29 protein-coding genes are annotated in these 26,721 nt (G+C 60.1%); 14 read left to right on the forward strand and 15 right to left on the reverse strand.

The window, feature by feature from the left end; all coding sequences use genetic code 11:
• Positions 1–199: 199 nt before the first annotated feature.
• Complete coding sequence (locus J2Y86_RS01255; protein WP_253427506.1) at positions 200–1,090, reverse strand: LysR family transcriptional regulator; 891 nt, start codon at positions 1,088–1,090, stop codon at positions 200–202.
• 271 nt (positions 1,091–1,361) lie between these two features.
• Between J2Y86_RS01255 and moaB the strand changes: the two genes are divergently transcribed.
• Both moaB and J2Y86_RS01265 read left to right on the forward strand, forming a co-directional pair.
• Positions 1,362–1,901: a molybdenum cofactor biosynthesis protein B gene (moaB, locus tag J2Y86_RS01260; protein WP_253427508.1), complete on the forward strand. Its 540-nt coding sequence runs from the start codon at positions 1,362–1,364 to the stop codon at positions 1,899–1,901.
• Positions 1,898–3,103 carry a molybdopterin molybdotransferase MoeA gene (locus tag J2Y86_RS01265; RefSeq protein WP_253427510.1) on the forward strand — a complete coding sequence of 402 codons (1,206 nt, stop codon included), beginning with the start codon at positions 1,898–1,900 and terminating at the stop codon, positions 3,101–3,103. Before moaB ends, J2Y86_RS01265 begins: the two co-directional genes overlap by 4 nt.
• A 49-nt stretch (positions 3,104–3,152) precedes the next feature.
• Here J2Y86_RS01265 and J2Y86_RS01270 read toward each other — a convergent pair whose 3' ends face one another.
• Positions 3,153–4,052: a bestrophin family protein gene (locus J2Y86_RS01270; protein ID WP_253427512.1), complete on the reverse strand. Its 900-nt coding sequence runs from the start codon at positions 4,050–4,052 to the stop codon at positions 3,153–3,155.
• A gap of 5 nt (positions 4,053–4,057) precedes the next feature.
• Entirely contained in the window at positions 4,058–5,056 is a 999-nt protein-coding gene (moaA, locus tag J2Y86_RS01275; protein WP_253427514.1) for a GTP 3',8-cyclase MoaA, read from the reverse strand.
• Between the two features lie 322 nt (positions 5,057–5,378).
• On the opposite strand from moaA, the gene J2Y86_RS01280 reads away from it, so the two are divergent.
• The 4 genes from J2Y86_RS01280 to J2Y86_RS01295 all read left to right on the forward strand — a co-directional run bounded on the left by J2Y86_RS01280 (position 5,379) and on the right by J2Y86_RS01295 (position 10,407).
• Positions 5,379–7,703, forward strand: coding sequence for an FdhF/YdeP family oxidoreductase (locus tag J2Y86_RS01280; RefSeq protein ID WP_253427516.1), 2,325 nt, complete (start codon positions 5,379–5,381; stop codon positions 7,701–7,703).
• 130 nt (positions 7,704–7,833) lie between these two features.
• Positions 7,834–9,240, forward strand: coding sequence for a cytochrome ubiquinol oxidase subunit I (locus tag J2Y86_RS01285; RefSeq protein WP_253427518.1), 1,407 nt, complete (start codon positions 7,834–7,836; stop codon positions 9,238–9,240).
• A 17-nt stretch (positions 9,241–9,257) separates the two neighbouring features.
• Complete coding sequence (gene cydB, locus J2Y86_RS01290; RefSeq protein ID WP_253427520.1) at positions 9,258–10,274, forward strand: cytochrome d ubiquinol oxidase subunit II; 1,017 nt, start codon at positions 9,258–9,260, stop codon at positions 10,272–10,274.
• Complete coding sequence (locus J2Y86_RS01295; protein ID WP_253427522.1) at positions 10,261–10,407, forward strand: DUF2474 domain-containing protein; 147 nt, start codon at positions 10,261–10,263, stop codon at positions 10,405–10,407. The genes cydB and J2Y86_RS01295 overlap by 14 nt, the downstream gene beginning before the upstream one ends.
• A 66-nt stretch (positions 10,408–10,473) precedes the next feature.
• Here the strand turns inward: J2Y86_RS01295 and J2Y86_RS01300 are convergent, their stop codons facing one another.
• Positions 10,474–11,325: a CAP domain-containing protein gene (locus tag J2Y86_RS01300; RefSeq protein WP_253427524.1), complete on the reverse strand. Its 852-nt coding sequence runs from the start codon at positions 11,323–11,325 to the stop codon at positions 10,474–10,476.
• Between the two features lie 200 nt (positions 11,326–11,525).
• Between J2Y86_RS01300 and J2Y86_RS01305 the strand changes: the two genes are divergently transcribed.
• From J2Y86_RS01305 to J2Y86_RS01320, 4 genes are all read left to right on the forward strand, one after another.
• Positions 11,526–12,146, forward strand: a complete 621-nt coding sequence (locus J2Y86_RS01305) for a cell wall hydrolase (RefSeq protein WP_253427526.1) — start codon at positions 11,526–11,528, stop codon at positions 12,144–12,146.
• A 108-nt stretch (positions 12,147–12,254) separates the two neighbouring features.
• Positions 12,255–13,190, forward strand: coding sequence for a Ppx/GppA phosphatase family protein (locus J2Y86_RS01310; RefSeq protein ID WP_253427527.1), 936 nt, complete (start codon positions 12,255–12,257; stop codon positions 13,188–13,190).
• An 81-nt stretch (positions 13,191–13,271) separates the two neighbouring features.
• Positions 13,272–14,204 carry a GlxA family transcriptional regulator gene (locus tag J2Y86_RS01315; RefSeq protein ID WP_253427528.1) on the forward strand — a complete coding sequence of 311 codons (933 nt, stop codon included), beginning with the start codon at positions 13,272–13,274 and terminating at the stop codon, positions 14,202–14,204.
• Between the two features lie 201 nt (positions 14,205–14,405).
• Positions 14,406–15,380, forward strand: a complete 975-nt coding sequence (locus J2Y86_RS01320; RefSeq protein WP_253427529.1) for a nitrilase-related carbon-nitrogen hydrolase — start codon at positions 14,406–14,408, stop codon at positions 15,378–15,380.
• 64 nt (positions 15,381–15,444) lie between these two features.
• On the opposite strand, the gene J2Y86_RS01325 is transcribed toward J2Y86_RS01320, so the two are convergent.
• From J2Y86_RS01325 to J2Y86_RS01335, 3 genes are read right to left on the reverse strand one after another with little or no spacing between them, the layout of a single operon-like run.
• Complete coding sequence (locus J2Y86_RS01325) at positions 15,445–16,143, reverse strand: dienelactone hydrolase family protein (RefSeq protein WP_214384008.1); 699 nt, start codon at positions 16,141–16,143, stop codon at positions 15,445–15,447.
• A 55-nt stretch (positions 16,144–16,198) separates the two neighbouring features.
• The gene (locus tag J2Y86_RS01330; protein WP_253427530.1) at positions 16,199–16,714 is read right to left on the reverse strand and encodes an HvfX family Cu-binding RiPP maturation protein; all 516 of its coding nucleotides are present in this window, start codon (positions 16,712–16,714) and stop codon (positions 16,199–16,201) included.
• 53 nt (positions 16,715–16,767) lie between these two features.
• On the reverse strand, positions 16,768–16,971 hold the full coding sequence (locus J2Y86_RS01335; RefSeq protein ID WP_214384004.1) for an HvfA family oxazolone/thioamide-modified RiPP metallophore: 204 nt from the start codon (positions 16,969–16,971) through the stop codon (positions 16,768–16,770).
• A gap of 375 nt (positions 16,972–17,346) precedes the next feature.
• On the opposite strand from J2Y86_RS01335, the gene glsB reads away from it, so the two are divergent.
• From glsB to J2Y86_RS01350, 3 genes are all read left to right on the forward strand, one after another.
• Entirely contained in the window at positions 17,347–18,255 is a 909-nt protein-coding gene (gene glsB, locus J2Y86_RS01340; RefSeq protein ID WP_253427531.1) for a glutaminase B, read from the forward strand.
• A gap of 84 nt (positions 18,256–18,339) precedes the next feature.
• Positions 18,340–19,842, forward strand: a complete 1,503-nt coding sequence (locus tag J2Y86_RS01345) for an aldehyde dehydrogenase family protein (RefSeq protein WP_253427533.1) — start codon at positions 18,340–18,342, stop codon at positions 19,840–19,842.
• A gap of 74 nt (positions 19,843–19,916) precedes the next feature.
• Positions 19,917–20,267, forward strand: a complete 351-nt coding sequence (locus tag J2Y86_RS01350; protein ID WP_253427535.1) for a BON domain-containing protein — start codon at positions 19,917–19,919, stop codon at positions 20,265–20,267.
• 69 nt (positions 20,268–20,336) lie between these two features.
• Here J2Y86_RS01350 and J2Y86_RS01355 read toward each other — a convergent pair whose 3' ends face one another.
• From J2Y86_RS01355 to cynS, 3 genes are all read right to left on the reverse strand, one after another.
• A complete protein-coding gene (locus tag J2Y86_RS01355) occupies positions 20,337–20,996 on the reverse strand; it encodes a carbonic anhydrase (RefSeq protein ID WP_253427537.1) in 660 nt (219 codons plus the stop codon).
• 31 nt (positions 20,997–21,027) lie between these two features.
• Entirely contained in the window at positions 21,028–21,264 is a 237-nt protein-coding gene (locus J2Y86_RS01360) for a DUF2790 domain-containing protein (protein ID WP_253427539.1), read from the reverse strand.
• Between the two features lie 84 nt (positions 21,265–21,348).
• Positions 21,349–21,816, reverse strand: coding sequence for a cyanase (gene cynS, locus J2Y86_RS01365; RefSeq protein ID WP_253427541.1), 468 nt, complete (start codon positions 21,814–21,816; stop codon positions 21,349–21,351).
• Between the two features lie 121 nt (positions 21,817–21,937).
• On the opposite strand from cynS, the gene cynR reads away from it, so the two are divergent.
• Positions 21,938–22,837: a transcriptional regulator CynR gene (cynR, locus tag J2Y86_RS01370; protein ID WP_253427543.1), complete on the forward strand. Its 900-nt coding sequence runs from the start codon at positions 21,938–21,940 to the stop codon at positions 22,835–22,837.
• Here the strand turns inward: cynR and J2Y86_RS01375 are convergent.
• The 5 genes from J2Y86_RS01375 to J2Y86_RS01395 form a co-directional block, all read right to left on the reverse strand.
• Positions 22,823–23,125: a hypothetical protein gene (locus J2Y86_RS01375; RefSeq protein WP_253427544.1), complete on the reverse strand. Its 303-nt coding sequence runs from the start codon at positions 23,123–23,125 to the stop codon at positions 22,823–22,825. The two genes, cynR and J2Y86_RS01375, sit on opposite strands and share 15 nt — an antisense overlap.
• A gap of 121 nt (positions 23,126–23,246) precedes the next feature.
• The gene (locus tag J2Y86_RS01380) at positions 23,247–23,576 is read right to left on the reverse strand and encodes a hypothetical protein (RefSeq protein ID WP_031319009.1); all 330 of its coding nucleotides are present in this window, start codon (positions 23,574–23,576) and stop codon (positions 23,247–23,249) included.
• Positions 23,577–23,798: 222 nt separating this feature from the next.
• Positions 23,799–23,951, reverse strand: coding sequence for a hypothetical protein (locus J2Y86_RS01385; RefSeq protein WP_007946257.1), 153 nt, complete (start codon positions 23,949–23,951; stop codon positions 23,799–23,801).
• A 157-nt stretch (positions 23,952–24,108) separates the two neighbouring features.
• Positions 24,109–24,600 (reverse strand): GNAT family N-acetyltransferase, encoded by a 492-nt coding sequence (locus J2Y86_RS01390; RefSeq protein WP_253427545.1) that lies wholly within the window; start codon positions 24,598–24,600, stop codon positions 24,109–24,111.
• A 53-nt stretch (positions 24,601–24,653) separates the two neighbouring features.
• Positions 24,654–26,603, reverse strand: coding sequence for a DNA topoisomerase III (locus tag J2Y86_RS01395; protein ID WP_253427546.1), 1,950 nt, complete (start codon positions 26,601–26,603; stop codon positions 24,654–24,656).
• Positions 26,604–26,721: the final 118 nt, after the last annotated feature.

A 26,721-nucleotide genomic window follows, 5' to 3' on the forward strand; every position in this document is an offset into this window, starting at 1 on the left:
CGGTTGCGGCGGCGGTGTGGTTAAGTCCGTTAGTTCACAGGGTTGTTCAACTTTGTACAACATGAATAAAACCCGCAGCACTGGTTTAAGTTCAGACTACGGATATTCAATTAGTGCGTCCAATCGCTTGTTCTGATTCAGTGATTGGTGGCGTCGATCATCCCGTCCGTAAGTTGAATTAACGGCTAGTCCATGAACATCAATTTGTGACGTTGAACAACAACCGGGCTTCGGCAAAACACTTCTCGGCGATGGCCGAGCGCGGTTCGGTTTTGCGCATGACCAAGCCCAGCGGCGCCAGAACGCTGGCATCCGGCAGATTGATGAACGCAAGGTGTTCGATCGGCTCCTCCAGCCCACTGTCCAGCGGCATGATCGAGCAGCAGAAGCCTTCGTGAATCGCCTGGAGCAACTGGTACGTCGAGTCGCTTTCCAGGATCGGCTGCGGGTTGAGCCCGCGACTGCGGAAACTCAGGTCGATGGATTTGCGGTAGTGCATGCCGTTGCTGATCATGCCCAGCGGCAGTTCGGCGGCGTCTTCCCAACTCATTTCGGTGCCTTCGAAATGGAAGTGACGCGTGTCGTAGAGCAGGCCGACGCGGGTCTCGCCGATCTCGAAGAACTCGAAATAATTCGGGTTGACGTGATCCAGGTAGCAGACGCCCAGGTCCAGTTGGTTGTTGCCCAGGCCTTCGATGATCTGGTCCGAGCTCATCGAGGACAGGCTGAACTTGAGCTCGGGGAAGCTGTGGGAAAGGCCCTTGATGTAGCTGACCGGATTGAAACTGCTGAGTGGTACCAGGCCCATTCGCAGGTTGCCGACCAGTTGGCCACGGCAGGCGGCCGCTTCGGCGAACAGTCCGTCATGGGCCGCCAGCAATGTTCTGGCCCATGCCAACACACGCTCGCCTGCCTCGGTAAAGCCCTCAAAACGCTGGCCACGGGTGACCAGCACCAGATCCAGTTCATCCTCCAGATTGCGCAGGCGCATGGACAGGGTCGGCTGGGTGATGTGGCAACGCGCGGCGGCTTGCCCGAAGTGACGGGTCTGCTCCAGTGCAATCAGAAACTTGAGTTGTTTGATGTCCATGATGGCACCTGCCGAGAGGAATGGGGTGTAAGTATTAGCGTAGGTGCGAAGGGCACAGGCTTGGCATTAAACGTTATGAGCAGACGATCTCACTGTCCTGGTTTTCAGTCCAATCAGTAATATTTAAGGGGTGATTGGTGGGCTCTATCACCATACAAGTTAGTTGATGATAGAGGCGCTCGATAACATGGTTGGTTAGAGTGATTAGACAGTGTTTATTAAAGCGCTTTAGTCTCTGACAGTTATTTAATTAATACTGTCGGAGAAGCACATGAGCGTGAAATCGGATGCGTTATTTGTACCGTTGAACATTGCCGTACTGACCGTTAGCGATACCCGTGAATATGCCAACGACACATCCGGGCAATTGCTCGTCAGTCGGTTGCTGGAAGCGGGCCATACCCTCAGTGAGCGCAATCTGTTGAAGGACGACCTGTACAAAATCCGCGCGCAGGTGGCGACCTGGATCGCCGATGAAGGCATTCAAGTGGTGCTGATTACTGGCGGCACCGGTTTCACCGGACGCGACAGCACACCCGAGGCCGTGGCGTGTTTGCTGGACAAACAGATTGACGGTTTTGGTGAGCTGTTCCGGGCGATCTCCATCCTAGACATCGGCACGTCCACGGTACAAAGCCGCGCATTGGCCGGGCTGGCCAACGGTACGCTGGTGTGCTGCCTCCCGGGGTCGACCGGTGCCTGTCGAACCGCTTGGGAGGGCATTCTTGCCGAGCAACTGGATGCACGTCACCGACCGTGCAATTTCGTGCCGCATCTCAAACCGGTACAGGCGTGCGAGCCGCGAGGATGAGTTCGTCAGCGCTGATGCCCGTGGAAGAAGCCCTCACCAAACTGCTGGCGATGGCCGAGGAGCACCGGCTGCATGACAGCGAGCCGGTCCTGTTGAATGCGGCTCGTCAACGGGTGCTGGCCAATGACCTGATCGCGACCCTTGACCTGCCACCGTGGCCCAATAGCGCCATGGATGGTTATGCGTTGAATGTCCACGACTGGGACGGGCAACCGTTAACCGTGTCGCAACAGATTTTTGCCGGACGCGCCCCCGACGCTTTGCTGCCGGGAACCTGCGCTCGAATCTTCACCGGTGCGCCGGTGCCGGAGGGCGCCAGTTGCGTTGAGATGCAAGAGAACGTCGAGGTTCTGGCGAACGGGCAGATACGCTTCAAGCAGCCGTTGACGGCGGGTCAGAATATCCGCCCGCAAGGCCAGGAGAACCGCGCGGGGCAGGTTTTAATGCTGGCGGGTACACGGTTGGGACCATTCGAACTGGCGGTGGCCGCGGCTCAAGGGTTGACGCACATCGATGTCGTGCGCCGGCCACGGGTCGCGCTGCTTTCCACTGGCGATGAACTGGTGGAGCCGGGCATGCCGCTGAATCCCGGCGGCATTTACAACAGCAACCGCACCTTGTTGAGCCATTGGTTGAGTGCATTGGGTTGCGAGGTCATCGAAGCCGGAATTCTCCCAGACCAGCCCCGGCAGACACGGCTGAAACTCGAACAGCTGCAACACGCTGCCGATTTGATCCTGACCACCGGCGGCGTGTCCGCAGGGGATGCCGACTGCCTCGGACAAGTCCTGCGTGAGTGCGGCCGGCCGTTGCTCTGGAAGCTGTCGATCAAGCCGGGCAAGCCGCTGACCGTCGGCCATTTTGGTGCAGTGCCGGTGATCGGTCTGCCAGGCAACCCGACGTCGGCGCTGGTGACGTTCGGGCTGTTGGCCCGGGCCTATCTGCTGCGGATTCAGAGTGTCGAAGACGTCACGCCATTGAGCTTTCCGGTGAACGCCGGATTCGATTGGCCCAAGGCCGGAAGCCGCCGGGAATACCTGCGCGTCAAACTGCAAGCGGGGCGGGCGGTGCTTTATCCGAACCAGAGTTCAGGCGTGTTGCTGGGCGCGTCCTGGGCGGATGGCCTGGCCGAGATTCCCGAGGGTTGCACGCTGAAGGCCGGCGAGCCGGTGCGGTTCATTCCCTTCAGCGAATTGTTCTAGTCATCTCGCAGGGTGTAGCAGCAGGCTTTGCCCGCTGTTACCGGGTTGATTAACCCAACACGTAGTCCACCGGTTCCAGTGCCGGAGGCAGCTGCGTCGCCCCCAGTGCCGACAGCACTTCACGTTCGATGACGCGCACCAAGGCATCGATGGGCAGGTCATTTTCGTCGCGACCGAACGGGTCTTCCAGCTCATCGCCAATCGCATCCAGACCGAAAAACGTGTAGCTGACAATGGCCGTGAAAATCGGTGTCAGCCAGCCCAACGGTTCGGCCATGGCAAAGGGCAGCAAGATGCAGAAGAGGTAAATGGTCCGGTGCAGCAACAGGGTGTAGGGAAACGGCAGTGGCGTCTGTTTGATCCGTTCGCAAATTGCCTGGGCCTGGGTCAGCCGCGTCAAATGGTTGGCCATGATCGTGTAGCGCCATTCACTGATCGCGCTCGATTCGCTGAGCGCCGAACACTGTTGACCGGCCTGCAGCAAAATTTGCCCGCACAGGTCGGCACCATTATCCCCGGGCAGCGGGTCGAGCCAGTCGCCACTGGCGGCCAGTTCGTTCTCCAAACGCAGTTTCGCGTTGAGCGCATGGGCGAAGCCGCACAGGTTGCTGAGGATTCTGTGTCGTTCACTGGAGTCCTTGATGACCTGGGTTTCGCGAATCATCGAACGGATTTCCACAATCACATCGCCCCACGCCTTGCGCGCTTCATACCAGCGGTCATAGCAGGCGTTGTTACGAAAGCTCATGAAGATCGACAACGACAGGCCCAGCAAGGTGAACGGTGTTGCGCTGACCTTGGAGAAATAACTGGGGTGCAGGGTTTCGATCAGCACGATGGCCGAGGCGAGCACGGTCACCATCAGACTGCGCCAGGCAATGCGTTTGGCGATCGAACCCTTGAGTGAAGTCAGGACACCGATCAGATTGGGTTTGGGTCTAACGATCATGGGTTTCAGCCGCCCGTCATGTTCATGAAGCGAACCACCTGGACATCATCGTTCACTTCGAAGTTGTGCCGATAAGGCTTGAGCTTCATCGCTTCGATAATAGCGTTCTCCAGGCGCTCGGGCTGGCCGGGATGGCTGCGCAATACCGCCTTGAGGTCGACGGAATGCTCGTTGCCCAGGCACAGCAGCAGGCGACCTTCCACCGTCAGGCGCACCCGATTGCAGGTGCCGCAGAAGTTGTGACTGTGGGGGGAAATGAACCCCAGGCGAATCTGCGGCGCCTCGGCCAGGCGCCAGTAGCGTGACGGGCCTTGGGTCGACTCGGCGGAGTCAATCAACGTGTAGCGCTCGGCAATCCGTTCACGGACCTGGGCGCTGGAATAAAACGATTCCGCGCGGCTGTGCTCATGGATGGTGCCCAAGGGCATTTCTTCGATGAATGAAATGTCGAGCTGGCGGTCGATGGCGAAGCTCACCAGGTCGTTGATCTCGTGATCGTTGCGACCCTTCATGACCACACAGTTGAGCTTGGTGTTGCGAAACCCGGCTGCGTTGGCGGCGTCGATGCCTTTGATGACCTGCGCCAGGTCGCCAGTACGCGTCAGCTCGCGAAAGCGCTGCGGGTCCAGGCAGTCGAGGCTGATATTGAGGCGTTTGACCCCGGCGTCGAACAACGGCTGTGCCAGTTTGCTCAACTGCGAACCGTTGGTGGTCATGCACAATTCGCGCAGGCCGGGCAGGGCGGCGATCCGTTGGCAGAGCTGCACCACGCCCGGACGAATCAGCGGTTCGCCACCGGTCAGGCGAATTTTGCGCGTTCCCAGCGCCACGAAGCTTTCGGCGACTTCGTAGATTTCTTCCAGGGTCAGGATCCGTTGGCGTGGCAGAAACTGCATGTCTTCAGCCATGCAGTACACGCAACGGAAATCACAACGATCGGTGACAGACATCCGCAGATAGTCCACACGCCGGGAGAACCCATCGATCAAGACTCGCTCTGACATGACAGCCTCGCTTGGCGATTCGGGTCGCACTTCCAATGGATATTCCGTCATTAACGGAGGTGTGAAGCGCAGGCTAAGAGCAACTTGATAAGGCGTCCAATCACTATTTATGACCGGGTGATCGATGGGCTCTATGATGAATATATTTAAAGCTGGAAAGTGCGTTTCTAATAATTCAAGCTATTGAAATATAAGGAGTAAATACCGTGATAGATCGTTTCGATAATGCAGTCATTAATAGCGATTAGACAATAATTTATCCCCGTTCATATGCTTGCTCCGTACTTTGAAAAGCCTGTGTGCATTGTCACGGAGAAGCATCATGTCTCAAGTCGACCGTTACAAACCTTACAAGGGTGCCGCTGCCGGTTGGGGGGCGCTGATCGCCGTCACCAAAAACTGGCTCAGCAGTGAGAACGCCCTGAAAAACATCCGCGCCATGCTCAAGACCAACCAGAACGGTGGCTTTGACTGCCCGGGTTGCGCCTGGGGCGAGTCGCCGGAAAGCGGCATGGTCAAGTTCTGCGAAAACGGCGCCAAGGCGGTTAACTGGGAAGCGACCGGTCGCCTGGTGAACCCGGCGTTCTTCAACAAATACACGGTGTCGGCGCTGTCCGGGCAAAGCGATTACTGGCTGGAATATCAAGGCCGGCTCACCCATCCGATGCGCTACGACGCGACGTCGGACCGTTATGTGGAAACCACCTGGGACGACGCATTCGCCCTGATTGCCCGGCACCTCAACGCGCTGGAGTCGCCGGATCAGGCCGAGTTCTACACCTCGGGTCGCGCCAGTAACGAGGCGGCTTTTCTGTACCAGTTGTTCGTGCGGGCCTACGGCACCAACAACTTCCCGGACTGCTCCAACATGTGCCACGAAGCCAGCGCGGTCAGCATGATCGAAAGCCTGGGCGTGGGCAAAGGCACCGTGGTGTTCGATGACCTGGAGCATGCCGATGCGATCTTCGTCATTGGCCAGAACCCCGGCACCAACCATCCACGGATGCTTGAACCGTTGCGCGAAGCGGTCAAGCGCGGCGCGCAAGTGATTTGCATCAACCCGCTCAAAGAGCGCGGCCTGGAGCGTTTCCAGCATCCGCAGCACCCGATCGAGATGTTGCTGAACGGCTCCGAACCGACCAATACCGCTTACTTCCGCCCGGCACTCGGCGGCGACATGGCGGTCATGCGCGGCATGGTCAAATTTCTCTTGAAGTGGGAGCGCGAAGCGCAGGCCAGCGGTGGCGAACCGGTGTTTGACCACGCCTTCATCGCTGAACATACCTCGGGGCTGGATGCCTACCTGGCCGAAGTCGATGCCACCACGTGGGAACACATCGAAGAACAGTCCGGCATGAACCTGACGGATATCGAGCTCGCCGCGCGCATGTACGCCAAGGCCAAAGCCGTGATCATGTGCTGGGCGATGGGCCTCACCCAGCACACGCACTCGGTGCCGATGCTGCAGGAAATCATCAACCTGATGCTGCTGCGCGGCAACGTCGGTCGTCCCGGTGCCGGCCTGTCGCCGGTGCGCGGTCACAGTAATGTGCAAGGCGACCGGACCATGGGCATCAACGAACTGGCGCCGGTCGAACTGCTGGATGCGCTGGAAAAACGCTTTTCGTTCAGCCCACCTCGTGAGCACGGGCACAACACCGTGATGGCGATTTCGGCGATGGAGCAGGGCCGTTCGAAAGTGTTTATCGCCCTGGGCGGCAACTTCGCTCAAGCCACGCCGGACACCCCGCGCACCCATGACGCGCTGCGCAAGTGCGACCTCACCGTGCACATCGCCACCAAACTGAACCGCAGCCACCTGGTGACCGGGCGGGAAGCGCTGATTCTGCCGTGCCTGGGTCGCACCGACATCGACATCCAGGCCGAGGGCCCGCAAGGCGTCACCGTGGAAGACACCTTCAGCATGATCCACATCTCCCATGGCCAGTTGAAACCCAAGTCGGTGCACCTGCGTTCGGAGCCGGCGATCATTGCCGGGATCGCCGCCGCCACACTGGGCAAGCATCCGATCGACTGGAACTGGGCCATCGGTGACTACGGCCGCATCCGCAACATGATTGCCGACACCATTCCGGGCTTCGAAGATTTCAACCAACGGTTGCTGCACCCGGGCGGTTTCCACATGCCGAACAACGCGTCGAATCGTGTCTGGAAAACCGCGACCGGCAAGGCGCAGTTCACCCCCAGCGTGTTGCCGGAACACCTGATCAGCGAAGGCGTGCGCAACCTGGCGGAGAAACCGGATCTGATCCTGCAAACCATGCGCTCCCACGACCAGTACAACACCACGCTGTACGGTCTGGATGATCGCTATCGCGGGGTCTACGGCATGCGCGATGTGGTGTTTGTGAACGAGCAGGACATTCGCAAACTCGGTTTCGAGCCAGGGCAGAAAGTCGATCTGGTGGCGCTCTGGGACGACGACCGTGAACGTCGGGTCAGCGGCTTTACCCTGATCGCCTACGACATTCCGCCAGGGCAAGCCGCGGCTTACTACCCGGAAACCAATCCACTGGTGCCGCTGGAAAGCTACGGTGACCGCACGTTCACCCCGACCTCCAAGTTCGTTGCCATCCGGCTCGAACAGGCGGGCGCCAGCAACGTGATCATGTCTTCGGTCGCGTAGTTCAAACCGGGGCGGCCCTCCACGCCGCTCCTGTTTCACCCTTTCGATTGCAGTTGGCTGCGGGCCTCAAGGCCCGACGGTGGCCCGGCTGTGTGCCGTTTTTAACCCAGCCTCGATGAGGATGTTCATCATGTTTAACCTGGAGGCTCTGGACCTGGCGCGAATTCAATTCGCGTTCACGGTTTCGTTCCACATCATCTTTCCCGCCATCACCATTGGCCTCGCCAGTTTTCTGGCCGTGCTCGAAGGGCTTTGGCTCAAGACCCGCAACGACACCTACCGCGACCTCTACCATTTCTGGTCGAAGATCTTTGCCGTCAACTTCGGCATGGGCGTGGTGTCCGGCCTGGTCATGGCGTATGAGTTCGGCACCAACTGGAGTCGCTTTTCCGACTTCGCCGGCAGCATCACCGGCCCGTTGCTGACCTATGAGGTGCTCACGGCATTCTTCCTTGAGGCGGGTTTCCTCGGGGTCATGCTGTTCGGCTGGAACCGGGTAGGGCGCGGGCTGCACTTTTTTGCCACGGTGATGGTGGCGATCGGCACGTTGATTTCGACCTTCTGGATTCTCGCGTCCAATAGCTGGATGCAAACGCCGCAGGGCTTCGAGATTGTCGACGGTCGGGTGATGCCGCTGGACTGGCTGGCCATTGTGTTCAATCCGTCGTTCCCGTTTCGCCTGGCGCACATGGCGATTGCCGCGTTCGTTGCCACGGCGTTTTTTGTCGGTTCGTCGGCGGCGTGGCATTTGCTGCGCGGCAATGACACCCGGCAGGTGCGCAAAATGCTCTCGATGGCGCTGTGGATGGCGTTGATCGTGGCGCCGATTCAGGCAGTGGTGGGTGATGCTCACGGCTTGAGCACGCTGGAACATCAACCGGCGAAAATCGCCGCGATTGAAGGGCACTGGGAGAACGCCGACAACGGCCCAACGCCGCTGGTGCTGTTCGGCATCCCGGACATGCAGGCCGAAAAAACCCGCTACGCCCTGGAAATCCCTTACCTGGGCAGCCTGATCCTGACCCACAGCCTGGACAAACAGATTCCGGCGCTCAAAAGCTTTCCGAAGGAAGACCGACCCAACGCGACGATTATCTTCTGGAGTTTTCGCGTGATGGCAGGCCTTGGCATGTTGATGATTCTGGCCGGTCTGCTCGGCCTCGCATTACGCCGCAGCGGTGGCCTCTATCGGCATCGCGGCTTCCTGCGCTTTGTGATGTGGATGGGACCGAGTGGCCTGATCGCGATGCTCGCCGGCTGGATCACCACCGAAGTGGGCCGTCAGCCCTGGGTGGTGTACGGATTGTTGCGCACGGCCGATGCCGCTTCTCACCATTCGGTGGCGCAGCTGAGCGTCTCGTTGGCGCTGTTCGTGGTCATCTACTTTTCGGTGTTCACGGTGGGCATCGGCTACATGATGAAACTGGTGCGCAAAGGCCCGCAGCCGCATCACGAGCACGCTGTCGCCGCCTCGTCCGGTCAGGTGATAACGCCACGTCGGCCGCTGTCCGCCGACACCGACGCCCGCGTCAATTGAAGAAGGGGAGTTGAATCATGGGTATTCAAGGTATCGATCTCTCGCTGATCTGGGGCGTGATCATCGCCTTCGGCGTGATGATGTACGTGATCATGGACGGTTTCGATCTGGGGCTGGGCATCCTGTTCCCGTTGATCCCGGATGCACGGGAACGCGATGTGATGATGAACACCGTGGCACCGGTCTGGGACGGCAACGAGACCTGGCTGGTGCTGGGTGGCGCGGCACTGTATGGCGCGTTTCCGTTGGCGTATTCGGTGATTCTGGAAGCGCTGTACCTGCCGCTGATATTGATGCTGTGCGGGCTGATTTTTCGCGGTGTCGCGTTTGAGTTCCGCTTCAAGGCCAGCCCGGAAAAGCGGCACATCTGGGACCTGGCGTTTATCGGTGGCTCGCTGTTGGCGACGTTCGCCCAAGGCGTGGTGATCGGTGCTTACATTGCCGGCATCCCGGTGGTTGACCGCCAGTTCGCCGGCGGCACGCTGGACTGGCTGGCACCGTTCCCGTTGTTCTGCGGCGTGGGGTTGATCGTCGCTTATGCGCTGTTGGGCAGCACCTGGCTGCTGGTCAAGACCGAAGGCATGCTCGAATCGCGGATGCGCCTGTTCACGCGTCCGTTGGCCTGGTTGCTGTTGGCGGTGATCGGCGTGATCTGTGTCTGGACACCGATCCTGCACCCGGATATCGCGACGCGCTGGTTTGCCCATGCTCACCTGGTGGTGTTCGGTGTCCTGGCGCTATTGGCCGCGCTCGCGCTCTTCGGCTTGCTCAGCACCTTGCGTCAGCGCCACACCCACTGGCCCTTCGTTTTTACCCTGGCGCTGGTGTTCCTGGGGTACATCGGCCTGGCGTTCAGCATCTGGCCGAACATCGTGCCGCCCTCCATCAGCCTGTGGGCTGCCGCATCACCACCCACCAGCCAGTTGTTCATCCTGATCGGGGCCTTGTTCATTCTGCCGATCATCCTGATGTACACGGTCTGGAGTTACTACGTGTTCCGCGGCAAAGTGAGGATCGGCGATGGCTACCATTAAACCGCGTTTCGTGAGCTGGTCCCGGCGCCTGGGGTGGCTGGTGCTGATCTGGCTGGGCAGTGTCTTGGCGTTGGGTGTCGTCGCGGGGACGTTGCGATTGCTGATGCATGCCGCGGGAATGAGCTCGCACTGACCTGGAAAAAAACAACCCGGACCGCCGTCATGGCGATCCGGGTTTTTGCTTTTGGTTGCGGGCGTTTTACGGTGTACCAAACATCGCCGTCCAATAAATCCCCGAATCACTCTTCGGGTCCGTTGCATACGCCGCGCCCAGCTCCTGGTATTGCGGGTTCATCAGGTTGGCGCAGTGACCGGGGCTGGCGACCCAGCCATCGACCACCTTGCGCACGGTGTCTTGCCCGGCCGCGATGTTCTCGCCGATCTGCTGGCCGCTGTATCCCGCCAGTTCTGCCCGATCACCCGGCGTGCGACCGTCGCGGTCCTTGTGATCGAAATAATTGTTGTTGGCCATCGACCGCGAATGGGTTTCGGCCGCCGTCGCCAGGATAGCGTTCCAGGTCAGCGGCGTGGCGGCGGCGAAGGATTGCGTGCCGCACTGGCGCGGCCGGCCGCGTGCGACATTGAGTTCGGCCAGCAATTTCTGGCCTTCGGCCTGCCAGTCGCCCAGCCGTGCGCTCAACAGGGGACGGGCCAGCACAATGCGCCATTCACGGTCCTGGCGGCTGACACCGATGTCGACGAATTGCGGGTCCAGCACGATCTGGCAAAAGCTTTCCTGGATCGCTTTCATCGCCGATGCCGCATCACGCGGCCCGGACAGGCTGATCGCCTGCACATTCTTCATCGGATAATTCGCGGCGACCATGGCCTGTTGCAGGTTGACGACGCTGGTGGCGGACAACGCCAGCCGTGGGTCACCTGCCAGCGGCGGCAGCTCCGCCGATACCTCACCCGCGCAACGTTGCACCTGACTGCGATAGTCGTTGATCGAATCGATCAGTTGTTTCTCGTCGACCGCCAGCGCCTTCGCGGCGAACAACAGCCCCAGTGACAACGTGGCAAGACGCAAAACGGATGGCAGGACACGCATGGAAATCTCCCTTGATCTGACTGCGCCCATGATGCGCGATGACACCCCCGTGAGCGCAATGCCTTTTCGCGCCGAAATACAGGGTTTTGGCCGTCTGTCGGAATGCAATTTGACAACTACAATCAAGCCATGTCGCCCGAATGACGTGCTGTACGTCGACATTGTGTTGCTTGAATCCAGTCCACTCAGAAGGGTCGATCATGCGATCAATTTGGATAGCAATCTGCTGTGCAATCACGCTACTCGGCGGCCAGGCATTGGCGACTGAACAGGAACAACAAAAGGAAGTGGCCGAAAACAAGGCCGAAGTGCTGGAACAGAAAGCGGCGGAGAAGGGCGTCGATCTGCCGGTGCCCAAGTCCGAAGCCATCACCACTTCCGAAGTACAGGCGGTCGATCCGGTGGGTGTGTCACCGCTGGACGATGCCATTACCTGCCTGGCGCGCTCGATCTACTGGGAAGCCAAAGGTAAATCGTCCGCCGACATGGAAGCCGTCGCCAGCGTGGTCATGAATCGCCTGGGTCATGAGGGCTTTCCGGACACGGTGTGCGCGGTGGTCAAACAGGGTTCCGAAGCGAAGAACTGCCAGTTTTCCTGGTGGTGTGACGGCCGTCCGGACAAGGTCCAGGAAGAAACCGAATACGCGGTCGCCAAGGAAATCGCGCGCAAGGCACTCAACAAGCAGCTCAACGATCGAACCAACGGCGCGATGTATTTTCACGACCGCACGGTGAAACCCGATTGGGCGCGCAAATACATCAAGACCACCCAGACCAATATGTTTCTCTTTTATAAGCCCAAGGGTGGGGATGCTCGGTAGAGGGTGTCATCCGGGTGTCATCAAGCCCATGTAAAAATTCTTGCAAACCGTCTTGAGCGTTCAGCGGACCTGCGTCGGCTGACAGATGAATTTGCAAGGAATACCCCAATGAAAGGAGACGCCTCGCTGTTTGCGGCCATCGACCTGGGCTCCAATGCGTTTCGCATGATGATCGGCCAGTCGGTCAAACGGAACCAGCAGCTGGTGATCCAGGAAGTGAAAACCCTGCGTGAGCCTGTTCGGTTGGCGGAAGGATTTCAGGGCGGCGCGCTGGACGAGATGGCGCTGGATCGTGGATGGCAGGCACTCGCGCGATTTGGCAAAAAATTGCGTGGCTTCGAACCCGGTCGGGTGCGGGCGGTGGCCACCAGTGCGGTGCGCGAGGCGGACAATGCCCAGCTGTTTCTGGCCAGTGCGGAACGGCATCTGGGGTTCCGGATTGACGTGATTTCCGGGCATGAAGAAGCCCGGCTGGTGTACGCCGGCGTGGCCCACACGGTGCCCGGCACCGAGCGCAAGCGACTGGTGATCGACATCGGTGGCGGCTCCACGGAATTGATTTTGGGGCAGGGCGCTCAACCGCTGTTGACCGAGAGCATCGCCATCGGCAGCGGCACCTTTGGCGCGCGTTACTTTCAAGGCGGCCGCATCACGGCCCCGGCGCTGCTGGAGGCCGAGCGCGTCGCCACACTGCAGTTCGAACGGGTGGCGCGCCGTTATCGCACGCTGGGCTGGCAGCAGGTCATCGGTTCTTCAGGCACCGCACGGATGCTGGCCAAAGTCCTCAAGGCTAACGGCTTGAACGACGATGGCCACAGCGGAATCACCTACAGCGGCCTGCTGCGCCTGTCGTTGCGCCTGCTGGAAGTGGGGCACGTCAAACAGCTCAGGCTGGCCGGTCTGCAAAGCCATCGCCTGAGCATCCTGCCGGGCGGGCTGGTGCTGATGCTGGCGGCGTTCAAAGTCTTTGGCGTCTCGCACATGACACCGTCCGAACCCGGCTTGCGGTTCGGTGTGCTGCATGGGTTGATGACCCGGCACTAGCGACTGAATGAGGAGTACAGTGCAGACTTGGCTGACTTAAAACCCGTCATGCCACCTTTAAGGTCAAGGGAGTCTGCCACAGTGCACAACATCGGCCTCATCGTTTACCCCGGCTTCCAGGTATTGGGCCTGGCCATGTGCGCGGCCTTCGAAATGGCCAACGGTGCCGCCGACACTCCGATGTACGACATCACCTTGCTGTCCGAGCACGGCGGCACCGTGCAGACCTCTGCGGGTTTCGGCGTGGAGACCACGGCGTTCGACCATCGCCCCTTCGACACGCTGCTGGTGATGGGCGACAACCTGGTCCGCCCCGTCTCTCCCGGCATGGTCGCATTTTTGCGCAGCGCCAGTCAGGCCACTCGACGCCTGGGTTCCATTTGCACCGGCGCCATCGCCTTGGCCGAAGCGGGTTTGCTGGATGGCCGGCGGGCGACCACGCACTGGTGTCATGCGCCGGCATTGCAGCGGGCGTACCCGAAAGTGAAGGTGGAAGAGGACCGGATCTTCATCAACGACGGTAACGTCTGGACTGCGGCGGGCATGAGCGCGTGCGTCGACCTGGCCTTGGCGCTGGTTGAAAAGGATCTGGGCGCCGAAGTGGCGCGGCGCGTAGCCCGGCAATTGGTGGTGTATCACCGGCGCGCGGGCGGACAGTCGCAGTTTTCGGTGATGCTCGAACTCGAACCCAAGACTGACCGCATCCAGTCCGCGCTGATCTACGCCAAGCAGAACCTGAAGTCCGAGCTGTCGGTCGAGGCGCTGGCCAGCGCGGCCAACCTCAGCCCGCGACAGTTCAGTCGTGTCTTCCATGCCGAAACGGGTCAATCGCCGGCCAAGGCCATCGAGAACCTGCGGGTGGAGGCGGCGCGTCTGATGATGGAAACCGGCCGGCACGCCATCGATGTGGTGGCGACAGAGACCGGTTTTGGTGATCGCGAGCGTATGCGCCCGGCCTTTATTCGCGCCTTTGGCCAGCCGCCGCAAGTCATCCAGCGCGCCAATCGCGGCTGATCCCGGAAAATTATGGTCGAGCGCTTTACTGTGGCGAGGGAGCTCGTCGGAACGCCGCACCGTCCCGTTCGACTGCGCAGCAGTCGCAAAATCCAACGGGTACGGTTTGTCCTGAAAGGTGGTGTATTCGACATTTGAGCCAAAATATTATTGGCGTAATCTGGATCTCGTTGAAACCATTCCTCCAACGAGATCACCGCCATGACCATCGTCAAAGCCGCCGCCGTCCAGATCGCGCCTGTGCTCTACAGCCGTGAAGGCACTGTAGAAAAGGTCGTCAACAAGATCCGTGAACTCGGCGAAAAGGGTGTGCAGTTCGCCGTTTTCCCTGAAACCATCGTGCCGTACTACCCGTATTTTTCCTTCGTGCAGGCTCCGTTCAAAATGGGCGCCGAGCACTACAAACTGCTGGACCAGGCCGTCGTCGTGCCTTCCGCGACCACCGATGCCATCGGCAAAGCCGCGAAGGATGCCAACATGGTGGTGTCCATCGGCGTCAATGAACGTGATGGCAGCACCCTCTACAACACTCAGCTGCTGTTCGATGCGGACGGCACCCTGATTCAGGCACGACGCAAGATTTCGCCGACCTATCACGAACGTATGATCTGGGGCATGGGGGACGGTTCCGGCCTGCGCGCTACCGACAGCGCCGTCGGCCGCATCGGCCAACTGGCTTGCTGGGAACATTACAACCCGCTGGCGCGTTATGCCTTGATCGAAGACGGTGAACAGATTCACGCCTCGATGTACCCCGGCTCATTTGCCGGCCCGTTGTTCACCCGCCAGATGGAAGTCAGCATCCGCATGCACGCGCTGGAATCGGCGTGCTTCGTGGTGAACTCGACGGCCTGGTTGTACCCGGAACAGCAGGCGCAGATCATGGCCGACACCGGCTGCGAGATCGGCCCGATCTCCGGCGGCTGTTACACCGCGATCATCGATCCGCAAGGTGAGGTTGTCGGTGCATTGACCGAAGGTGAGGGCGAGGTGATCGCGGATATCGACCTGTTCCAGATCGAAATCCGCAAGCGCCAGATGGATGGCCGCGGACACTACAGCCGTCCGGAAATCCTCAGCCTCAACATCGACCGCACGCCCCATCGCCATGTGCATGAACGTAACTCGCAGCCGAAGCCGGTTGTCGCCGCCCAAACGGAAGAAGTGACCCAGTAATCATCGCCACAAAAAAAGGCACCTTCATCGTTGGATGAAGGTGCCTTTTTCGTGGGTATCGTCCTTACAGCTCCATACCCAAAAAGATCAATGTATTGCCATGGGCTTCTGCGGCGGCGCGCTGGTTGTAGCTGTCGCGGTGCGAGCAGTTGAAGCCATGTTCGGCTTCCGGATACACGACGATTTCAACGTTGTCGTTGTTGTCGAAGCGCTCGGCGATTTTCTCGACGGCTTCCAGCGGAATGTGGCTGTCCTGTTCACCGAAATGCATCAACAGCGGCACTTCGATTTCATCGGCACGGTCCAGTTGGTTCTGGATGCCGCCGCCGTAATAGGCGATGGCCACGTCCACCAGCCCGTTGGCGGCAGTGTGGTACGAGAGCAGGCCGCCAAAGCAGTAGCCGATGGACGCGATTCCGCCGTCCAGGCCCGGTTGGGCTTTCAGGGCGTCGATGGCCAGTTCGATGTCTTTCTGCGCCTTGCCGACGTCGGTGGCGTTCATCAACTCGACCGCGCGTTTCCAGCCGGCTTCGTCGTAGGTCAGTTCGATACGGTGGCCGCTGCGCCAGAACAGGTCCGGCGCGATCACCAGGTAGCCGTCGGCGGCGTACTGTTCGGCGACGGAGCGAATGTGTTCGTTGACGCCGAAGATCTCCTGGATCAGCACGATCCCCGGGCCTTTCTGGGTATGCGGAATGGCCAGGTAGGCGCCGAATTTACCTTCGGCGCTGTCGATCTCGATCCATTGGGTGGTCACGCTCATGGTGGCTCCTGTCTACGCAAGTGAGGTGGGAGGTACAGCTTGCCACATTAACATTTCAGCGATTGTTGCGACGCCAGAAGAATCGGGCCAGCAATGCATCGAGGCTGAGCTTGCCGGCACCCGAGAGCAACAGTGGCATCAGGGCGGCGAGGTAGATCAGCGGCAGTTTGAAGTTACCGTACCCCTTGTTGGTGATGGAGTAACCCTGGGCAAGCTCACTCAATGTAGACCAATCCGCCGGCCAGTGAACGGCAGCGGTCGCAACGACAGTCACCACGATCAACGCGATGGCGGAAATCCGCGTGCCCAGCCCGACGAGGATGGCGAGGGCGAAAACCAGTTCGGCCCACATCGACAGTTCCCAGTTCAGTGTGGCCGGCACGTGGTTGAAGGGAAACGGGAAGCGGTCCTGGATGTCGGCGAACCAGTTTTCGCCATTCCACTTTTCCAGGCCCGACTCGAAGAATTCCCAGGCGATGAACACCCTTAACGTCAGGGGGGCGAGCCAGCTACCGGCACGATCAATATTCAGGTGCAGGCCTTTCACGGCCGATGAGATTGCAGCATTCATGGACTTGGTCTCCGTTCAGTCAAGGATGCGCGGCCAGACGGCCCCGCGCAGGGTTACTCGCTGGCGCCGCACTTGCCTTCGCCGCATTTGCCTTCAGCCGGTTTTTCAGCGGTGTCGGCCTGGGCCTGGCTGTAGCCGTGGGCCAGCTGTTTCATGCTGAACGCTTCGGATTCGGAAGCCGACGCGACGTTGGACAGGGCCAGGCCGCCTGCGATGATCAGGCCGAGGGTCAGGGAAGAAGTCGAGAGCTTGAACATGGTGATACTCCGTAGCATGAGTGAGTTGAGCGCTTTGATCGGCTGGGCCAATCGACAGGCACATTTCATCAATCGGGTGTATCTGCGATGTGTCGCGGGTGCGGGGTTTTATGGGCGGGGTGTGTCAAAAACGGGGCTGTATACACACTGATACACAGACAATGCAAATCCCCTGTGGGAGCGGGCTTGCTCGCGAATGCGGTGTGTCAGACACATCAATGGTGACGGATACACCGCATTCGCGAGCAAGCCCGCTCCCACAGGGGACAGTGGTGTTTATGAGATTGTGCTCAGGCATCTGTGATCTGCTGCTGACCGCCAGCGTCTAGCGTCAGTGTCCCCGCAATCCCATGGGGCGAGACTTCGGAAGCCGGCATGCAAGCGCTGTTGAACGAGATCCTTGAAGCAGTTCGTCCCCTGATCGGTCAGGGCAAGGTGGCTGATTACATTCCTGCCCTCGGCACGGTGCCGGCCAACCAGTTGGGCATTGCCGTGTATGGCAACGACGGCGAACTGTTTTGCGCCGGCGATGCCCACACGCCGTTCTCGGTGCAAAGTATTTCCAAGGTCTTCAGCCTGGTGCAGGCCATCGACCATTCCGGCGAAGCCATCTGGCAGCGCCTGGGCCACGAGCCTTCCGGTCAGCCGTTCAACTCGCTGGTGCAACTGGAGTTCGAGCGCGGACGCCCGCGCAATCCGTTCATCAACGCTGGCGCGCTGGTGATCTGCGACATCAACCAATCGCGTTTTGCCGCACCGGCGTTGTCGATGCGCGACTTTGTCCGGCGCCTGTCGGGCAACCCGCAGGTGATGGTGGACGGCAAGGTCGCCGAGTCCGAGTACCAGCACCGTGCACGCAACGCCGCCATGGCGTACCTGATGCAATCCTTTGGCAACTTTCACAACGATGTCGAAGCGGTGCTGCGCAGTTATTTCAGCCATTGCGCCTTGCGCATGAGTTGCGTGGACCTGGCCCGGGCGTTCTGCTTCCTGGCCAACGATGGTTTCTGCAAGCACAGCGGTGAACAGATCCTCAGCGCCCGCCAGACCCAGCAAGTCAACTCGATCATGGCCACCAGCGGCCTTTATGACGAGGCGGGCAACTTCGCTTATCGCGTCGGTCTGCCCGGCAAGAGCGGCGTGGGCGGCGGGATCGTCGCCGTGGTGCCGGGGCAGTTCACGGTGTGCGTCTGGTCGCCGGAACTGAATACGGCCGGCAACTCGCTCGCGGGTATGGCGGCGTTGGAATTGCTGAGCCAGCGGATTGGCTGGTCAGTGTTTTGAGCAATTCGAGCGGGCGGGGTTAATGACGCTCCGGGGATTTTCCTATACATTTTCTGACCGCCCCTTGCATGGTGAAACCGCTTCATGTCTCTTGCGCTCGAACGTCTAGTCGCTGGCACGCAAATTCCTTTCGCTGGTAACCGCGTCACCGTGGTCAGCCCCGAACTGGCCTTGCGGTTTCAGCCCGGGGACCACCTGCTGGTGGAGCAGGTCAGCGGTGAGCTGTTGCTGATTCCCGTCGCGGACCAGAAAGCGGCGGCGGTCGCGATCGAGCGGGCCGAAGCGGCGTTTACGGCGATGGCCGCCGTTTCGGATCAGGCAATCAGTGAGTTTTTCGACTGCTTTGCCCAGCGCCTTGAAGATCAGGACTGCTGGAACTTGATCGAGGCGGCCAACCTGGCCGACATCGAATGGGCCAGGTCCCGTGGCCGCTCGACCACGCGGTTACTCGCCGATGAACGCATGCGTCGCGACATGATCGCCGGCCTCAGGGCCTGGCGCGATGCGTCCGCCACCCGCGGAAAAGTGATCAGTTGCGTCGAACATGACGGCTGGAAAGTCGAGCAGGTGGTTTCGCCCCTGGGCATCGTCGCCTTCGTCTTCGAAGGCCGGCCGAATGTCTTCGCCGATGCCGCCGGTGTGCTGCGTACCGGCAACACCGCCGTGCTGCGCATTGGCAGCGATGCCTTGGGCACGGCGCAAGCCATCGTCACCCACGCGTTGAACCCGGCACTGAGCGACGCCGGATTGCCGGTGGGCGCGGTGTCGCTGGTGGAAAGCGTCAATCACGCCGCCGGTTGGGCGATGTTCGCCGACCGGCGCCTGTCGCTGGCGGTGGCCCGAGGTTCGGGACGTGCCGTCAGCCAGTTGGGCAGCATCGCGCAACAGGCCGGCACCGCCGTCAGCCTGCATGGCACCGGTGGCGCCTGGCTGATCGCCGACAAGGACGCCGACGCCCAGCGTTTTGCCGCCGTCGTGCGCAATTCCCTGGACCGCAAAGTCTGCAACACCCTGAACGTCTGCCTGATTCACCGCGACCGCGCCGCCGAACTGGTGCCGCTGTTTCTGCAGGCCTTGAAACGGGCTGGCGCCGCCCGGGACGAGGGCTGCAAGTTGCACATCGTCGAGGGCAGCGAGACGTACCTGCCTTACGATTGGAGAACCGCGAAGGTCGACGTCTGCCGCGCCGAAGGTTATCAAACCGAAGCCTTGGCCGAACCGCTGCCCGAAGATCAACTGGGCCGGGAGTGGGAATGGGAAGAAACCCCGGAAGTCAGCCTGAAAATCGTCGATGACCTGGACAGCGCTATCGCCTTGTTCAACCGCTACAGCCCGCAATTCACCGTGTCGTTGATCAGTGAAGAGGCCGAGGCCCATGAGCGTTTCTACAACGCGGTCAACGCGCCTTTTGTCGGCAACGGCATCACCCGTTGGGTCGACGGACAATACGCGCTGAACAAGCCGGAACTGGGGCTTTCGAACTGGGAAAGCGGCCGCCTGTTTGCCCGCAGCGCGATTCTTTCGGGTGATGGCGTGTTCACGATTCGCAGCCGCATGACGCAGACGGATCTTTCGGTCAAACGCTGACCACTCCGAGCACAATCGCGGACCGCACTATAATTAAGGGTGTCCGCGTCTGTGTCATGCGAGAGAGGTCTGCCATGAAACTTCATTCCTTGGAGCATTACTCCCATCAGCTGGAAATGATCGCGCACGATGCGTGGCTGACCGCTCGGGTGAAGTCGGCCCTGGCGATGGCCGATCCGGCCCTTAGTCTGCAAGTCCATGTCAAAACCCTGGCGGGCACTGTGGTGTTGAGCGGTCGCGTCAACACCCATAAACAGTGTGAGCAGGCCGTTGCGCTGGCTCGCACGGTTCAGGGTGTCAATGAAATCGATGCCAGGGAATTGCTGACGCACGTGTTCACCCCGGGAAGCGTTCCAACACCGCCGAACGCCGAGGAAAGCCCGGAGATCCGGTCATCATCGTCAACCAAACCGGACGACAAATGATGCCCGCACGATGAGTCGATGCAGCGCCCCCGTGGATGGGGCACTGCATCGATCACCGGCTGACCTGACTCAAGCGGCTTCGACCGCTTTGCCGTAAACGGCGCAGGTGGTCGGATGCTCGACCAGCGACACGAACGTTCGGCTATTGCCTTCCAGCGCATCGATGGATCCTGTCTCGATGTCGTAAACCCAGCCGTGCAGGTTCAACTGACCTTTTTCCTGTGCCAGGCGCACGCTTGGGTGAGTCTGGATGTTGGCCAGCTGGGCGATCACGTTTTCCCGCACCATCGCACTCACCTTCGCCGCGTCACTGGCGTGAGGGCGCGATTCGTTGATCACTTTCGCCGACTCGGCGTGTTGCAACCAGCCGCTGACGGCGGGCAGGTGATCCATGCATTTGCACGAGGCGACGGCAGTCATGGCGCCGCAGTCCGAGTGGCCGCAGATCACGATGTCGGTGACGCCGAGCACGGCCACCGCGTATTCGACCGTGGCCGATACCCCGCCCGGATGCGGGCTATAGGAGGGCACGATGTTGCCGGCGTTGCGGATCACGAACAGTTCGCCGGGCTCTTGCTGGGTCAGCAGTTCCGGCACGACACGACTGTCGGAACAGGTGATGAACAGTGTGCCGGGGTGTTGCGTGGTGGCCAGGTGTTTGAACAAGTCGGTGCGTTGCGGAAAGGCTTCCTTCTGGAACTTCAAAAAACCGTCGATGAGCGTTTTCATGGGGGACTTCCTCGGGTGTGGTAGGCAATGCTCAGTTCGAACAACCGGTGCCGAATTCGCTGTATTGCAGGACGTGTTTTGCGCCTTTCGAATCCAGGTATGTCATCTCCACCGGTGCCGCACCGCAGACATCGGCGACCGGAGTGATGGCCAAGACCTGAGCGATGTCCAGGTCCATACCGTATCGATACGCAACCACTTCATCCTCGGCTTGAACCTGGGCAGATACGCCCGCAATCAGCGACAGGACCAATAGAATTTTTTTCATGGGGCATCCTCCAGACGAATGTGGTGGCCAAACAAAAGTGGTGGGTGTTCAGGCTGGCCCGCACGTGAGTGCGGGCCGGTACATTTAGAAGGGACGCAGTGGCAGGAACTTGCCGTCGAGGGTGATCACGGCGCGGGAGCCGCCTTCCGGGTCTTCGACTTTCTTCATGTCGAGCTTGAAGTTGATCGCGCTGATGATGCCGTCGCCGAATTGTTCATGAACCAGGGCTTTCAGGGTGGTGCCGTAAATCTGGATCATCTCGTAGAAGCGGTAGATGGTCGGGTCGGTCGGGACACCAGAGAGGCTGCCGCGCAGCGGGATGATCTGCAGGCGGGCCACGGTGTCGGCGTCCAGGTCGAGTTTTTCACCGATCACTTTGGCGGCGGCTTCCGGCAGTGGATGCTGACCGAGAAGGGCGGCGGTGACGTAGGCCAGGCCAAGGCCGGTGCCGTCGGCCAGGTCCTGCCAGGACAGATTTTTGCGCGCCTTGGCGTCGAGGATCGACGTGGTCAGGGCCAGACTCGGGTCGTTGTAAGCGTGGGACTGTTGCATGGGGTTTCTCCTGTCGGCGTGGTGTTGCTTGGGTGTGAAGCCATCTTCTGCCGATTGACCCATAGCGTCCAAGACCGATATACAATGCTTCGCATAAGTCCTGCCTATAGGTTGAATCCTGATGTTGCTCCGACATTTGCGTTATTTGCTGGCGGTCGCCGACCACGGCGGTTTCACCCGTGCAGCCGAGGCGCTGCACGTGTCACAACCAACCTTGTCGCAACAGATCCGCCAACTCGAAGAAACCCTGGGCGTGAGCCTCTTTGACCGCACCTCGCGCACGGTCAAACCGACTGACGCAGGCGAGGCCTATATCGAGTGCGCCCGGCGGGTGTTGGTAGAACTGGAGGCGGGCAAACGAGCCCTGCATGACGTGAAGGATCTGTCCCGGGGGACGCTGCGGCTGGCGATGACGCCGACCTTCATGGCGTATCTGGTCGGGCCGTTGGTGCGCGACTACGTGGCGCGGTATCCGAACATCCACCTGCAGATTTTCGAGCTGTCGATGGACGACATCGAGGCAGGGCTGCTGGATGACTCGCTGGACATCGCCATTGCGTTTGATGAGGTCCGGAACGCCGACATCGAGTCGATCCCGGCCTTTACCGAGACGCTGGGGGTGATGGTGGGGCGCAATCATCCGTTGTACGAAAGCCGTGTCGCGTTATCCGCGGAAGCCGTGGCGCACCTGGAATTTGCATTACTGGCGCCGGATTTCGTCACCCGCACCCGTATCGATGAGTATTTCGCCCAAGAACAAATCACCCCGAAAGTGGCGATCGAGGTGAACTCGGTGAGCACGTTGCTGGAAGTCATCCGGCACACGGCAATCGCCACCGTCCTTCCGGAAGCCATCGCTACTCAGGAGCGCGCGTTGCACAGGATTCCTTTGCAGGGTGAGGCGCCCAAACGGGGGGCTGCGCTGCTGCGACGCAAAAACAATTATCACAGTGCCGCGTCGGAGGCCTTTATGGCGCTGGTGCTGGGGACGGCCGAGTCGTCGAGTTCAGTCATCCACTGACTGGCACACACCATTGGGGGCCTTGCCGGTGGAGGTCACGGCCACCGAGTCGTCATCGGCCAGGACGATGGACAGCGTGATGCCGGAGCCCTTGGCTTCGAAGCGGCGCTCGTTGATGGCTTTGGTTTCGGCTTCCTTGCTGTTGATCATCACCGGCCCGTCCTGATCTGCCTGGACAAGGATCTTGCCGGGGCACTCCACTGCGAACGACGGGACACCGTCGACGCTGTTTGCCTGCGCAGCACTCGTCATCAGCAACAACAGCAGTAATTTCAGCTTTGGTTTCATCGCAAGTCTCCAGGGACCCACCGCGGATACGCTTAACGATAGCTTTGTTTGGCGCAGTGGAGACAAACAAAAAGGCCCCGCTCGATCATTCGAGCGGGGCCTTTTTCATGGTGCTGGATTATCAGTAGAACCGGTCAATCACCCGAACTTCATTCTGGTTCTGCATCGAGGCCCAGGCCTGTTTCAGCGTTTGCAGAACATTACCGATGAAGTCCTTGTCGGCGGCGGCTTTCTTGCCGACATAGCCCTGGCCGCGACGGTACATCTTCAGTCGGGCCAGCAGGTTCTGGTTGTTCTGGTCGAATTCGGCTTCATGGGCATGCGGCGACAGGCAGTCGATATGCACCTGGCCCGACTTGCTGATCCACAGGATATGGCTGTCGTGGCTGTCTTTTTGTGCAGCAAACATACGAGCCAGTTCATCGATGGTGGGTTGATTGTTCAGATTCATAATAAAGCCCCTTGACCATTTGGTGATCTTTCAAAGTTGATTCGCTAATACAGGTAGCCCATCGGTTAGTTGATCCCTGGCACCGAAACCAGGACGTCAGCGGTCTGCCGCCAAAATGACGGGGTCCCGCGTCTGTTGCATGTAGTCGTGTTGAATAACTGCTACGCAATAGCGTCACAACGAAGAGAAGCAGCGATAACCTTCGGGCCACTACCGACGTTTTCAGGGTCGGCCACAAGCTTCATGAGGATTGATCGCCAGCGCTTCTCGTCCTTGTACTGGACGTTCGGGCCAGGTCAGCTTCTTCAATCTGCCTTGTGGGCAGCGTGTATCCGGGAAAAACAGCTCGGCGGTCAGACGAGCTTGCTCAAACATGTTGCCGTACTCCCGATCGGGGAGATGTCTGCATCATGCAAGGGCAAATCGGAGGCGTCAACGGTTTTGTAGTGATTATTTTCAAGCACTACATATTGTCGGACAAAGCTGTTTGGAATGAAAAGGTGAGGCAGGAAGACGCCATTCAGGACGATGGTTACGCGCTTTGGAAGCGGTAGAAGGTGCAGGGATATCCGTCCACCGGCTGCTGATGCAGGGCGAAAATGCCACCGGTAAGATCAGTCATCACCCGAGCCCAGAACAACCGCGCGGGCTGATTGGCGTCGATGTGGAAAATCTGCCATTGACCGGGGAGCTGGCTCAAGAGGGTGGAAACGACAAACGTCGCGACACCCTGGCCACGAAAGCGGCGGCTGACGAACAGGTAGCCGATGTTGTGTTCGGCACCGGGAAGATGGGTGTGGTTATCCACGGTCACGAAACCGGCCAGTTCCCCGTCGACCTTGATCAGATACGGGCGGGTGGCGGGGTTGCGCCAGTAATCCTGTTGGTCCTGGATGTTGAAGAAACCATTCGCACCAAATTTCAGCGGCAGCCATTCACTGAAGTCGTGCAGGTAGAACTGCATCAGGTTTTCAATGGTTTCCAGTTCATCGCGCTGTGCGGCGTGCAGTTCAATCGAAGGCATGCGGGCTCGCTCCTGATGTCAGCGGATTTGATGAACAGTAGACCATCGCTCGATCAAGCCTTGCTCGCCGGTTTCGCCGTGCGTTTGCTGGCGGTAGCGGGTTTGCGCTTGGTCGGTTTGCGTTTGTTTTTCCACGGTGCGGCGCCGCGTCCGGCAGGGCTTGCCGGGCCGCTGATGGTCAGGCTGAGGCCGGCACAGCGGGCCACCTGCTTGCTCATCCACGCGGCTTGTTTGGTGACGAACTCTTCCAGGCTCATTTCGCCGCTTTGCACCATGTCCAGCGCCTGTTCCCAGATTGCCGTGGTGCCCGGGTCGGCAATCGCGCGCGGCACCGCATCGATCAGGCTGAACGCGGCCGGCGTCGCGGCCAGGGCCTTGCCGTTCTTGATCAGGTAACCACGATCGAGCAAGCCCTGGATGATCGAGGCGCGGGTGGCTTCGGTGCCGATGCCGGTGGTGTCCTTGAGTTTCTGCTTGAGCAGCGGGTCTTCCACCAGTTTGGCGACGTTCTTCATCGCCTTGATCAGGTCACCTTCGGTGAATGGCTTGGGCGGTTGGGTCCAGAGGTCCTTGAGTTTCACATCGGCCACTGCGCATTCACGCCCTTCGGCCAATGTCGGCAGTGTTTGCGGTGCCGGTGCTTCACGGCCCTTGGCCGGGGCGAGGGCCTCGGGCAAGGCGCGTTTCCAGCCAGGCTCGATGATCTGCTTGCCGACGGCGCGCAAGTCTTCACCGGCACAGTCGAAGTCAGCCTGGGTCCGGTCGTATTCATGATTGGGCAGAAACTGCGCCAGATAACGCGCCCGGATCAAGGTGTAGACCGCACGCTGCTTGCCCGCCAGCCGATCAAGGTTTTTTGCCGCGGCAGTCGGGATGATGCCGTGGTGAGCGCTGACTTTCGCGTCGTTCCATGCCCGTGAGCGCCGCTGTGGTTCCAGGTAATCCTGCAAGGCGTTGAGGGCGGGATCAGCCTGCCTCAACGCCGCCAGAATACCTGGCGCTTCGCTGTGTTGACTGAGCGGCAGGTAGCCACAATCACTGCGCGGATAGGTAATGACCTTGTGGGTTTCGTAAAGCGCCTGAGCGATGTCGAGGGTTTCCTGAGCGCCGAGGCCAAGCTTCTTCGAACAGATTTCCTGCAGGGTGCCCAGGTCGAACGGCAGCGGTGCCACTTCACGCATCCGCTCGGTGCGCAGCTTGATCACCCGCGCACTCGCCGCACTGCCAATCGCTGCCGCCGCTTGTTGCGCCAGTGTCTGGTTGAGGCAGCGATCCTGATCGTCGCAAGCGTCGGAGGCCGCGCGCCACTGCGCGGTGAACGCAGTGCCATCGTGCAGCAGTTGCACGTCGATGGCCCAGTAAGCCACCGGGACGAAATCGGCAATGCTGCGGTCGCGATCCACCACCAGCCGCAGGGTCGGCGTTTGCACCCGGCCGACCGGCAACACGCCCTGATAACCGGACTGACGCCCCAGCAACGTGAACAACCGGCTCATGTTCATCCCGATCAGCCAGTCGGCCCGTGAACGTCCCAATGCCGAATGATAGAGGCTGAACGTTTCCGCTCCCGGTTTCAGTGCAGCCAACGCCTTGCGGATTGACGCATCGTCCAGCGCCGAGAGCCACAACCGCTGGATCGGCCCGCGATATCGACAATGCTCCACCAGTTCCCGGGCGATCATCTCGCCCTCACGGTCGGCATCGGTGGCGATCACCAGCTCATCGGCCTCGCCGAGCAAGCGTTTGACGGCCTTGTATTGACTGGCGGTGCGCGGCTTGACGGTCATTTTCCATTTGTCCGGAATGATCGGCAGATCCGCCAGCACCCAGCGTTTGTAGCGCGCGTCATAGGCATCCGGCGGCGCGGTTTCCAGCAGATGGCCGATGCACCAGGTCACCGTGACGTCCGTTCCCAGCCAGCAGCCGTCGCCGCGACGCCGGGCGCCGAGCACGGCCGCAATGTCTTTGGCCTGGGAAGGTTTTTCACAGAGGTACAACCGCATAACCACCATCGTTCATCAGCTGCCGGGAGGTGCACAGAATGGCGGCTGATGAGCGATGGAGCAATCTTTATCTGTATGGATGTACAGCTCGTACATGTCCAGACATTGCAACGATCTG

It is taken from the genome of Pseudomonas migulae (genome assembly GCF_024169315.1).
In the GTDB taxonomy this organism is placed as follows: Bacteria; Pseudomonadota; Gammaproteobacteria; order Pseudomonadales; family Pseudomonadaceae; genus Aquipseudomonas; species Aquipseudomonas migulae_B.

Coding starts and splice junctions, on each gene's coding strand:
- J2Y86_RS01300 (WP_253427524.1), bottom strand. CDS start 11,325: ATGCGTGTCCTGCCATCCGTTTTGCGTCTTGCCACGTTGTCACTGGGG.
- cynS (WP_253427541.1), bottom strand. CDS start 21,816: ATGCAACAGTCCCACGCTTACAACGACCCGAGTCTGGCCCTGACCACG.
- J2Y86_RS01270 (WP_253427512.1), bottom strand. CDS start 4,052: ATGATCGTTAGACCCAAACCCAATCTGATCGGTGTCCTGACTTCACTC.
- J2Y86_RS01345 (WP_253427533.1), top strand. CDS start 18,340: ATGTCTCTTGCGCTCGAACGTCTAGTCGCTGGCACGCAAATTCCTTTC.
- J2Y86_RS01330 (WP_253427530.1), bottom strand. CDS start 16,714: ATGAATGCTGCAATCTCATCGGCCGTGAAAGGCCTGCACCTGAATATT.
- J2Y86_RS01350 (WP_253427535.1), top strand. CDS start 19,917: ATGAAACTTCATTCCTTGGAGCATTACTCCCATCAGCTGGAAATGATC.
- J2Y86_RS01255 (WP_253427506.1), bottom strand. CDS start 1,090: ATGGACATCAAACAACTCAAGTTTCTGATTGCACTGGAGCAGACCCGT.
- J2Y86_RS01375 (WP_253427544.1), bottom strand. CDS start 23,125: ATGAAACCAAAGCTGAAATTACTGCTGTTGTTGCTGATGACGAGTGCT.
- J2Y86_RS01360 (WP_253427539.1), bottom strand. CDS start 21,264: ATGAAAAAAATTCTATTGGTCCTGTCGCTGATTGCGGGCGTATCTGCC.
- J2Y86_RS01265 (WP_253427510.1), top strand. CDS start 1,898: ATGAGTTCGTCAGCGCTGATGCCCGTGGAAGAAGCCCTCACCAAACTG.
- moaA (WP_253427514.1), bottom strand. CDS start 5,056: ATGTCAGAGCGAGTCTTGATCGATGGGTTCTCCCGGCGTGTGGACTAT.
- glsB (WP_253427531.1), top strand. CDS start 17,347: ATGCAAGCGCTGTTGAACGAGATCCTTGAAGCAGTTCGTCCCCTGATC.
- J2Y86_RS01325 (WP_214384008.1), bottom strand. CDS start 16,143: ATGAGCGTGACCACCCAATGGATCGAGATCGACAGCGCCGAAGGTAAA.
- J2Y86_RS01390 (WP_253427545.1), bottom strand. CDS start 24,600: ATGCCTTCGATTGAACTGCACGCCGCACAGCGCGATGAACTGGAAACC.
- J2Y86_RS01385 (WP_007946257.1), bottom strand. CDS start 23,951: ATGTTTGAGCAAGCTCGTCTGACCGCCGAGCTGTTTTTCCCGGATACA.
- J2Y86_RS01280 (WP_253427516.1), top strand. CDS start 5,379: ATGTCTCAAGTCGACCGTTACAAACCTTACAAGGGTGCCGCTGCCGGT.
- cynR (WP_253427543.1), top strand. CDS start 21,938: ATGTTGCTCCGACATTTGCGTTATTTGCTGGCGGTCGCCGACCACGGC.
- J2Y86_RS01305 (WP_253427526.1), top strand. CDS start 11,526: ATGCGATCAATTTGGATAGCAATCTGCTGTGCAATCACGCTACTCGGC.
- J2Y86_RS01295 (WP_253427522.1), top strand. CDS start 10,261: ATGGCTACCATTAAACCGCGTTTCGTGAGCTGGTCCCGGCGCCTGGGG.
- J2Y86_RS01320 (WP_253427529.1), top strand. CDS start 14,406: ATGACCATCGTCAAAGCCGCCGCCGTCCAGATCGCGCCTGTGCTCTAC.
- J2Y86_RS01285 (WP_253427518.1), top strand. CDS start 7,834: ATGTTTAACCTGGAGGCTCTGGACCTGGCGCGAATTCAATTCGCGTTC.
- J2Y86_RS01335 (WP_214384004.1), bottom strand. CDS start 16,971: ATGTTCAAGCTCTCGACTTCTTCCCTGACCCTCGGCCTGATCATCGCA.
- cydB (WP_253427520.1), top strand. CDS start 9,258: ATGGGTATTCAAGGTATCGATCTCTCGCTGATCTGGGGCGTGATCATC.
- J2Y86_RS01355 (WP_253427537.1), bottom strand. CDS start 20,996: ATGAAAACGCTCATCGACGGTTTTTTGAAGTTCCAGAAGGAAGCCTTT.
- J2Y86_RS01310 (WP_253427527.1), top strand. CDS start 12,255: ATGAAAGGAGACGCCTCGCTGTTTGCGGCCATCGACCTGGGCTCCAAT.
- J2Y86_RS01380 (WP_031319009.1), bottom strand. CDS start 23,576: ATGAATCTGAACAATCAACCCACCATCGATGAACTGGCTCGTATGTTT.
- J2Y86_RS01395 (WP_253427546.1), bottom strand. CDS start 26,603: ATGCGGTTGTACCTCTGTGAAAAACCTTCCCAGGCCAAAGACATTGCG.
- moaB (WP_253427508.1), top strand. CDS start 1,362: ATGAGCGTGAAATCGGATGCGTTATTTGTACCGTTGAACATTGCCGTA.